Annotated in this window: 8 protein-coding genes and 1 pseudogene; 2 read left to right on the plus strand and 7 right to left on the minus strand. The window is 39.9% G+C overall.

Translation table 11 applies throughout. The annotated features are described in order from the left end of the window. Positions 1-58: 58 nt before the first annotated feature. From BLP54_RS12555 to rsgA, 4 genes are all read right to left on the minus strand, one after another. A complete protein-coding gene (locus BLP54_RS12555) occupies positions 59-604 on the minus strand; it encodes a GNAT family N-acetyltransferase (RefSeq protein WP_090170196.1) in 546 nt (181 codons plus the stop codon). Positions 605-645: 41 nt separating this feature from the next. Then, positions 646-1446, minus strand: coding sequence for a class I SAM-dependent methyltransferase (locus BLP54_RS12560; protein WP_090170198.1), 801 nt, complete (start codon positions 1444-1446; stop codon positions 646-648). A 340-nt stretch (positions 1447-1786) separates the two neighbouring features. Continuing rightward, positions 1787-1990 (minus strand): hypothetical protein, encoded by a 204-nt coding sequence (locus BLP54_RS12565; RefSeq protein ID WP_090170200.1) that lies wholly within the window; start codon positions 1988-1990, stop codon positions 1787-1789. Next, a complete protein-coding gene (rsgA, locus tag BLP54_RS12570; RefSeq protein WP_090170202.1) occupies positions 1977-2993 on the minus strand; it encodes a ribosome small subunit-dependent GTPase A in 1017 nt (338 codons plus the stop codon). Before rsgA ends, BLP54_RS12565 begins: the two co-directional genes overlap by 14 nt. 348 nt (positions 2994-3341) lie before the next feature. Between rsgA and BLP54_RS12575 the strand changes: the two genes are divergently transcribed. Then, on the plus strand, positions 3342-3725 hold the full coding sequence (locus BLP54_RS12575) for a PH domain-containing protein (protein WP_090170204.1): 384 nt from the start codon (positions 3342-3344) through the stop codon (positions 3723-3725). Positions 3726-3768: 43 nt separating this feature from the next. Here BLP54_RS12575 and rlmD read toward each other — a convergent pair whose 3' ends face one another. From rlmD to BLP54_RS12590, 3 genes are all read right to left on the minus strand, one after another. Beyond that, positions 3769-5160, minus strand: coding sequence for a 23S rRNA (uracil(1939)-C(5))-methyltransferase RlmD (gene rlmD / locus BLP54_RS12580; RefSeq protein ID WP_090170206.1), 1392 nt, complete (start codon positions 5158-5160; stop codon positions 3769-3771). Positions 5161-5169: 9 nt separating this feature from the next. Continuing rightward, positions 5170-7506: an ATP-dependent helicase gene (locus tag BLP54_RS12585; protein ID WP_090170208.1), complete on the minus strand. Its 2337-nt coding sequence runs from the start codon at positions 7504-7506 to the stop codon at positions 5170-5172. A gap of 86 nt (positions 7507-7592) precedes the next feature. Next, positions 7593-8225, minus strand: a complete 633-nt coding sequence (locus BLP54_RS12590) for a DUF1836 domain-containing protein (protein WP_090170209.1) — start codon at positions 8223-8225, stop codon at positions 7593-7595. Positions 8226-8459: 234 nt separating this feature from the next. On the opposite strand from BLP54_RS12590, the pseudogene BLP54_RS15660 reads away from it, so the two are divergent. After that, a pseudogene (locus BLP54_RS15660) lies at positions 8460-8617 on the plus strand (IS5/IS1182 family transposase); the annotation flags it as partial.

The raw sequence follows: 8617 nt of genomic DNA on the forward strand, positions 1-8617 counted from the left end.
TAAATATTTTAGTATGAAAAACCCTTGGGTGTGCACTGACCACTCAAGGGTTTATTTTTTATAATTCAGCTACCATTAGGATATCATCTCTGAAGGTACCATCATCATATTTATTTGCTTTTGGAATTCTTCCTGTTTCCTTAAATCCAAGAGATTCGTAAAGAAGCTTTGCTCTTTCATTTCCTTCAAGAACTGTAAGCTCCGCTTGCTCGTAGCCTGACTCCTTTATCAGCTCAATAAGGCGAGTTAATGCTAGTCGTCCAAGTCCATGGCCTGTATTTTTCTGGAAGAAGGCTATGCCGATGCTTGCTCTGTGTTTTGCTCTTCTGCTGGTTCCCACTCTCTCAAATGACATATTTCCTGCAAACTCACCATCTTCAAAGGCTAAAATCAAATATCCTGTTTCTGAATCGTTGCGTCTTTCGATAAACTTAATTTCATCTTCTGGAGTGATTTTTACTTCATCTCCATACTGAGACAAATAAGGAGTTTCATCGCAAACCGTTTTCAAATATTCTGTAAGCATTTCAGCATCCTCCGGCTGTGGTGCTCTGAGAGTTACTATATGGCCATTAAGTTCGTAGGTTTCTTCTTCTAAAATCATCTTTTCTGTCCTCCCGTCTGTTATCGTATATACGAATTAAATTATTGATTATCACAGATTACAAGCAGATGATTTGAGCTACCTAACAGCTCTCTCTTTTCACACATTGCAAGATGATAATTCTTGTATACCTCAAAGTTTTCTTCGCTTAGTTTGAAATTTTCATTACCAATTTCTACCAACTCGATGACACCATCTGTTGCAAGAGTTTTTATTCTCTTAAGTGGAGTTTTATCTACAAGCTCCTCAAACTCTGTTATGTCAAAACCTGTAAACAACTGCTCTGGGAAATGCTTTACTTTATAGTCTTCTGTGTAGTTCTCCTCCAATCCATATCTCATATCGCCACACTGTTCAATCAGGTAGTTTGTGTACATGATTGCATATACTGAAATGAATGCGATAAATACTTTTCCATCTGGCTTTGTTATACGAGAAGCTTCCTTCAGTGCTGCAAGCTGATCTTCTTCTGAATAAAGGTGATACATAGGTCCAAAGAGAAGTGTTACATCGTAAGTGTTGTCCTCCAGCTGATGAAGATTAACTGCATCTCCCTGAAGCACCCTGATATTATCAATTCCTTCAGCATTTTTCTGAAGCTTTGCGAAGTTTGCATCTGAGTATTCCACGGATGTCATATCATACCCCTGTTTTGCAAGGTCAATTGATAATCTACCTGTTCCTGCGCCAATCTCAGCCACCTTCATACCAGGCTTCAAATACTGATGAATATAATGCATTGTGGTGATGAATTCCATCTGTCCACGTCTAGATCTGTCGAGGCGATTGTCCTCCACATACTGTGCATAAAATTCGTTTACAACTTTCTCTCTGCCTTCCATATCTAGCCTCCTTGATTCTATTTAAGCGAATGTAAATAGGTATAAAAAAAGCCCCATCAGATGATAGTCTGATGAGGCTAGATTAGTCCCTATGCTTATAAAATGATATATCAACTCATATAGCATGCCTCATCGATTGTACAAGAATTAGACCCCTGCTTCATATCCACGGGTTTCGAATCCTTATTCATCGAATCGACTAGAGTTAATCTGTAAATCATTTTATCCTCGCTTTCTAAATTGAGTAGATTATAGTAGTGTCACATATGGAAGTCAATGGGTAATTATAATGAATATTTATATTATGAGATAAACTTATCTTTAATTCACTTCTCCAATTTTATTCCAGCAAATTTTTAAATACCTTAATAATTCTGGATTCCCCTTTGTGGTTCCACTCGAATATTACATCGCTGCCAGCTATAGGCTTCTGTGACAGGTCTGATAGAATTCTTGCAGGGATGAGAAATTCCCAATATCTCACCTGACAGATATCTCCATCTACTGATCCCACCACTCCAAGATGCTTTTCAAAAATCTGCATGAACCCTTCCTGTACTTTTACTTTTCTTATAGGCCTTTGCCCACTTGGAAATCTCCTTTTTCTTGGCATAATTTCTTGTATTTTCCTGACCAAGATTTTGATATAGCTGAAATCTTTCCAGTGATAATTCTCCACTTTCTATGGCAGCTTTCACAGCACAACCAGGCTCCGTATCGTGTCTGCAGTTGCTGAATTTACATCTACTTTCAAGCTCGATAATATCCGAGAATGTGCTATCAATTCCATCCTCTACCATGGCCATTCCAAGCTCACGCATGCCGGGAGTATCGATGATAGAAACTCCATTTGGCAACTCTATTAACTGCCTGTGGGTAGTGGTATGTCTTCCTGTATCATCTGATTCTCTAATAGCAGAAGTCTTCATGATTTCTTCTCCTGTGATTGCATTGAGAAGTGTGGATTTTCCTGCTCCAGAGGAACCCATTAGGCAGATTGTTTTGCCTGGCTGAAGGTATTCTTCCAGCTCATTCATGCCTATATCGTAAATGGCAGATATAGCGTGAACCCTCACATCTTCTGAAATTGTTTCCACCTCACGAATGTAGCGGCCTACGTTGTTGCAAAGGTCTGATTTCGTGAGAATCACAACAGGTGTAGCACCGCCCTGAAGAACCACGCTCACATATCTTGCAATTCTGTTGTAGCTGTAATCCTCATTCAATGATGTGACTATGAAAACATAATCTACGTTGGCTACCATGTACTGCATGACACCTGTTTTTGCCTGATCTGGTCGCTGCAAAAAACTTTTTCTGTCCTGCACTGACTGTATCATGGAATCACCATTCGGATTGTATGTAAAGCTTACATAATCACCTACTACTGGCAATTTATCAGCGCTTTCTTCATAGAAAACCCCCTTTAATTTTGCAGGAATATCCTGTCCTTGAAACTTTATTTTGAAGCTGTTCTTTTGTACCTCAGAAATTCGTCCAAGTTTCTCACCGTTAGTAATCTGTTCTTTAGTATTTAAATTATTCATTTTCTTAGTCTCCTATCATTTTCAAAATACAAATATGTATGGAGACCTATAATGGAAATCTACCTGAAAAAGGCATAAGAAAACCGTGACAAATTAGCCACGGTCGAAAATCATATTAAAATTCCAAAACCGAGGTCTTCATACGATATTCAGTTACAATCTCTGTGTTCATCACACGCATCAAATTTACCTCGCTTCCTTTATTATTTTTATACTACTTTGACATTATTGCATAATTTTCAGTGAATATCAACATGTTTATTATTTTGACAATATATGCATCTAATTGTTTTAATGAGTAATAACGATTATAATTAGTTAAAATATCAATTAATTAGGAGGATAATAATGGCTAATATTTTATGGCATGACCGAAAAAGACATTTTGGACTTCCACTTAGTTTTACTAAATATAGCATGAGCGAGGATCGATTATTTGTTGAGACTGGATTTTTTAATCTTGTTCAAAACGAAGTGAGATTATACAGAATCCTCGACCTTCAGCTTAAGAGAAGCCTTGGGCAGAGAATATTTGGGGTTGGTTCTATCTTTGTAAGTTCCTCAGATAAGAACCTTGGCACATTCGAAATTAGAAATGTAAAGAATTCTGCCAACGTTAAAGAAATGCTTTCTGTTCAGGTAGAACAGCAACGTGAAGCAAAGCGTGTTGTAGGCCGTGAATACATGGGCGGCGACATTGACTTTGAAGACGACGATGATGATGTAAGATAAAAATTGAAGGGGCACATATCTTATGATATGTACCCCTTTGTTTTTATTTTCTAGTCAATGCACAAATCGATTCACAATGATATGTTCCTGGGAACATATCAACGCAGGCAAGGCGTGTGACCTTGTAGCCGCGGGCGAGGAATACCTCAAGGTCGCGAGCTAAGCTGGTAGGCTTGCATGAGATGTAAACAAGTGAATCTACACCGTAATCGATAATCTTATCAAGTGCCTTTGGATGGATGCCATCACGTGGTGGATCAAGGATTATATAATCTGGCTTCTCAGTAATATCATCGAGAACCTTAAGTACATCTCCTGCGATGAAATCACAGTTCTCAAGGCCATTGAGCTTAGCATTGTCCTTTGCTGCCTCAACTGCCTCAGCGATGATTTCTACACCTGTTACATGCTTTGCTGCAGGTGCAATAACCTGAGCAATTGTACCTGTTCCAGAATAAAGGTCATATACCTCTGCCCCGTCAGCTCCGCCAGCAATAAAATCACGTGCTGTACTGTAAAGCACTTCTGCACCAAGTGAATTAGTCTGGAAGAATGAGAATGGAGTGATTGTAAATGAAAGTCCTAAAATCTCCTCCTTGAACCAATCCTGACCATAGAGAATTTCTGTACCTTCATCGCAGACAACATCTGCTTCTCTATCATTCTTTGTATGAAGGATACCTGTAAGCTTTCCTTCCCAATCAGGGCAATTAATAAGAGCCTGCTTCCATCCCTCTAAAAGAGCTATTTCATAGATAGATGAAATCTGTGTACTTGTAACCAAATCCACAAGAATCTCGCCAGTCTTTGCTGCCTTGCGAACAAGAAGATGACGGAGATATCCCTCGTGTGTATTCTTGCGATAATATGGCTGCTTCGCATTTGCGAAGTAATCCAATGTGATAGTAAGAACGCGTCTCATATCTGCGTCGATAATCTGGCAGCCATCTACTGTAACAACATCATAGAAGCTACCCTTTTTGTGCATACCAAGAGTAATAGGACCATCCTTTACCTCATCACCAAAAGAAAACTCCATCTTGTTTCTGTATTCAAACTGCTTAGGGCTGGCCTTGATTCCCTCGTATGTGGCATTCCAAACATCCTCACCGATAACTGGTGCCATAAGGTCATGAATCATGCCCTCTTTAATCTTAAGCTGCTGCTCATAAGGAAGTGACTGATATGTACAACCACCACACTTTCCAAAATGCACGCAAGCTGGACAGTCCATCTCAAGAGGAGATGGCGCATCCACTGAAAGAAGATTACCCTGAGCCTTTTCTTTTGAACTCTTTTTAACTCTTACAGAAACTGTCTGACCTGGAAGTACACCCTTTACACGAAGGCGGTCTCCCTCAGCAGTCTCAACTATACCTTTGTTAGGGAAGTTTACTTTTATTACTTTACCTTGTACAACTTCACCACGTTTCATAAATTACACCTATACTTTCTTTAACTTTGCGAAGGACGCAAACATCTTCTTTACGCCGACACCATCAAACTCTACTGTGACCTCGTAGTCGCGACCTTCATCTATAATATCTTTAACTGTCCCTTCTTTAAATTTGATATGGCTGACGCGGTCGCCGATGCCATAATCCAATTCACTCTTCTCAATCTTTGTGCCGTTCTTATTAGCAACTGCAGTAGTGGAGCTACCTACAGAATATCTGCTGGCGCTGTAGCTGCCCTTTCCTTTCCCTGCTGTGGAACCTGCTGTACCATAGCTTGTAGAGGCAGCAAATGGCTTACCGAAACCTGAAGGCTTTTGGTAGACAGAGTACTCTCCAATAGGAGTGCTGCTGTAATCATCCATAGGCTTTGGTTCCCAGAGATTGCCCTTTACTAGCTCTTCAGGAATCTCTTTTACAAAGCGGGAAATCTTATGGAAGGCTGTCTCGCCACGAACCATTCTCATACGTGCTGCAGTCATTGTAAGATGCTCACGGGCACGGGTGATTCCTACGTAAGCAAGACGGCGCTCTTCTTCAAGCTCGGAGTCTGCTCCGCCACCATCAAAGATAGCTGCCTGACCTGGGAACAATCCATCCTCCATGCCTGCCATATAAACACGTGGGAACTCCAATCCCTTAGCGCCATGAAGTGTCATAAGCACCACGTAATTGTCGCTTTCCTCATAGCTATCAATATCTGCTACAAGAGCAACATCTTCTAAGAATCCTGACAATGTAGGTTCCTCACCGTCATCTCTTGCATCCTTTTCGTAGGCAACTGCCTTTGTAAGTAACTCGTCGATATTTTCAATACGAGCCTTAGCCTCATCAGTGCCCTCGGCTCTGAGCTCTGCCACATAATCCGTCTGATCCAAAATCTCTTCAACAAGTGCTGATACAGATTCTTCTTTTGCAATCTGACGCAGCTTCTCTATTAAGCTGGTAAAGCCCTGAATCTTTGTAGCTGCCTTTCCAATAGATGGTACCTCTTCACAATGAAGCAGTGCCTCGTAGAAATTAAGACCACGTTCTCTGGCAAAATCAGAAACCTTTGTGATAGTGGTAGCACCAATTCCACGCTTAGGAATATTAATGATACGCTGAACAGCAATATCATCACTACCATTATCAACTGTCTTTAAATAAGCAAGAACATCCTTGATTTCCTTACGGCTATAGAAATTAACACCGCCAACAATCTTATAAGGGATACCCTCATAAATCATTTTTTCTTCTATAAGACGTGATTGAGCATTGGTACGATAAAGTACTGCACAATCCTTGTAATCTGCTTCGCCTTTACGAACCAAAGCACCTATGTTGCTGGCAATAAAGCTAGCCTCTTCATATGCACTGTCAAACTGCTGGAACTGAATTTTATCTCCATCCTCAGCCTCTGTCCAAAGAGCCTTTTCCTTACGTCCCTCGTTATTGGCAATGACAGAATTAGCCGCCTCCAAAATATTGCCTGTAGAACGATAATTCTGTTCCAGCTTAATAACGTGAGCTGCAGGGAAGTGCTGCTCAAAATTCAAAATATTATAAATATCAGCACCACGGAATTTGTAGATGGATTGGTCGTCATCACCTACTACGCAAAGATTCTGTGCACCGCCAGTAAGCAAACGAACCAGCTCAAACTGCGCTGCATTGGTATCCTGATACTCGTCTACCATAATGTATTTGAACTTATCATTATAATAAGCACGAACATCTCCATCTAAACGAAGGAGCTCAACTGTCTTCATAATCAAATCATCAAAATCAAAAGCGTTGTTCTGACGAAGACGTGCCTGATACTCACGATAAACTGTAGCCTGACGGGACATATTGAAATCGCCCATGGCACGATTAGTAAACTCTTCAGGACCAATCAATTTGTTCTTAGCATCAGAAATTACATTTAAGAATGTTCGCTCCTTAAACTGCTTTGTATCTATCTGAAGATATTTGCAAACCTCTTTCATAAGGGTCTTGCAATCGTCTGTATCATAAATAGTAAAATTGCTGCTGTAGCCCTGTCCGAGATTCTCGCAGAAACGACGAAGAATACGAACACAGCTGGCATGGAAGGTAGCTACCCAAACACCATCAGAACCGAAGCCGACGATATTATCAATACGCTCCCTCATCTCTCTGGCTGCCTTATTAGTGAAAGTGATAGCCATGATGTTGTAGGGCATCACCCCCTGCTCTATTAAATAAGCAACGCGGTGTGTAAGCACTCTTGTCTTTCCAGAACCGGCACCAGCCAAAATAAGCACAGGCCCCTCTGTGGTGACTACCCCCTCTCGCTGCTTGTCATTCAAAAAATCTAAATTCATAACAAAACTATCCTTACATTTATGATTATTTTCGAAACTTTGTTCTATTATTCTAACATAGAAACATAGTTCCTTCTACCTAATAATCACTTTTCTTTTGGTTTTTCTTTGGAACTATTGTCTGCCTTTTCCTCATCTTTACGACGGTTGGAAATATACTGTTCAATCATCATTTTCTTAACGAATACATCAAATGAAAGCAGACAGATGAATGTGAAATCCTGAAGCACATCCTTGCTCTCCTCATCCTGGTCAGCAAAGGCTTCGCGACTCATGTTGTACTTCTTGATAATATCCTTTGTTACTTCCTTTGCAACCTTGCGCTCGTAACCTACCATGTCGCAATAAATATCAAAGAAAGACAAACCATCACTGTCCCCATAGTACTTGTCGTTGATTGGATCCAAAATACTCTTGATATCCTTCAATCCCAAGAAATTCTTAAAGTAATATATAAAGATAAGATTCAGCATATGCTCTCTGGAATACTTTTTCTTTTCTGGAGGTGGCATAAGCTGATTCTTAGTGTAGTTGTTTATCATGGTTTTGGTCATGGCCTTATCCTCGTTTACCTCGCGGACAGTACCAAGCTCCTGATCTAAAAAGGTCAGCACCTGATCCATATATAAATCAATATTTGGAATATCAGCAGGATGAACATAATCTATTTCAGCCAGCTGATGAAGTATTTCATTAAGTCGTTTTCTAGAATTATCCATATCTTTCCCCTTATACAAAAAATGAGATGTAGTTTCAGAAACTACATCTCAGAGTGTAGACAAAGTGTCGCGGCTTCCGCCGCGACATTTTCTTTTTAATAAGGAGGAACTGGAGTCTGCGGACTCCAGTTCTTTCATTTTTAGATTATCCAAATCCTTAGAAAGCCTTGATTTTACAAGCGTTCTAGTTACTTTTTTGGTATAATAATACTATCAAAACAAGGGGTTAGAATAATGATTACAGAACAGAATGAGAAGGCAAGAAAGCAGATTGAATTTGTATGTACTGATGACTTGGTTCCTCAAGATCATCTTCTTAGGATTATAGATAAAGCTATTGATTGGTCTTTTATTTATGATTTAGTCAGAGATAAATATTCTCCTGATCAGGG

It is taken from the genome of Pseudobutyrivibrio sp. 49 (genome assembly GCF_900100545.1).
Taxonomy (GTDB): domain Bacteria; phylum Bacillota; class Clostridia; order Lachnospirales; family Lachnospiraceae; genus Pseudobutyrivibrio.

Coding starts and splice junctions, on each gene's coding strand:
- BLP54_RS12555 (WP_090170196.1), bottom strand. CDS start 604: ATGATTTTAGAAGAAGAAACCTACGAACTTAATGGCCATATAGTAACT.
- BLP54_RS12560 (WP_090170198.1), bottom strand. CDS start 1,446: ATGGAAGGCAGAGAGAAAGTTGTAAACGAATTTTATGCACAGTATGTG.
- BLP54_RS12565 (WP_090170200.1), bottom strand. CDS start 1,990: ATGCAGATTTTTGAAAAGCATCTTGGAGTGGTGGGATCAGTAGATGGA.
- rsgA (WP_090170202.1), bottom strand. CDS start 2,993: ATGAATAATTTAAATACTAAAGAACAGATTACTAACGGTGAGAAACTT.
- BLP54_RS12575 (WP_090170204.1), top strand. CDS start 3,342: ATGGCTAATATTTTATGGCATGACCGAAAAAGACATTTTGGACTTCCA.
- rlmD (WP_090170206.1), bottom strand. CDS start 5,160: ATGAAACGTGGTGAAGTTGTACAAGGTAAAGTAATAAAAGTAAACTTC.
- BLP54_RS12585 (WP_090170208.1), bottom strand. CDS start 7,506: ATGAATTTAGATTTTTTGAATGACAAGCAGCGAGAGGGGGTAGTCACC.
- BLP54_RS12590 (WP_090170209.1), bottom strand. CDS start 8,225: ATGGATAATTCTAGAAAACGACTTAATGAAATACTTCATCAGCTGGCT.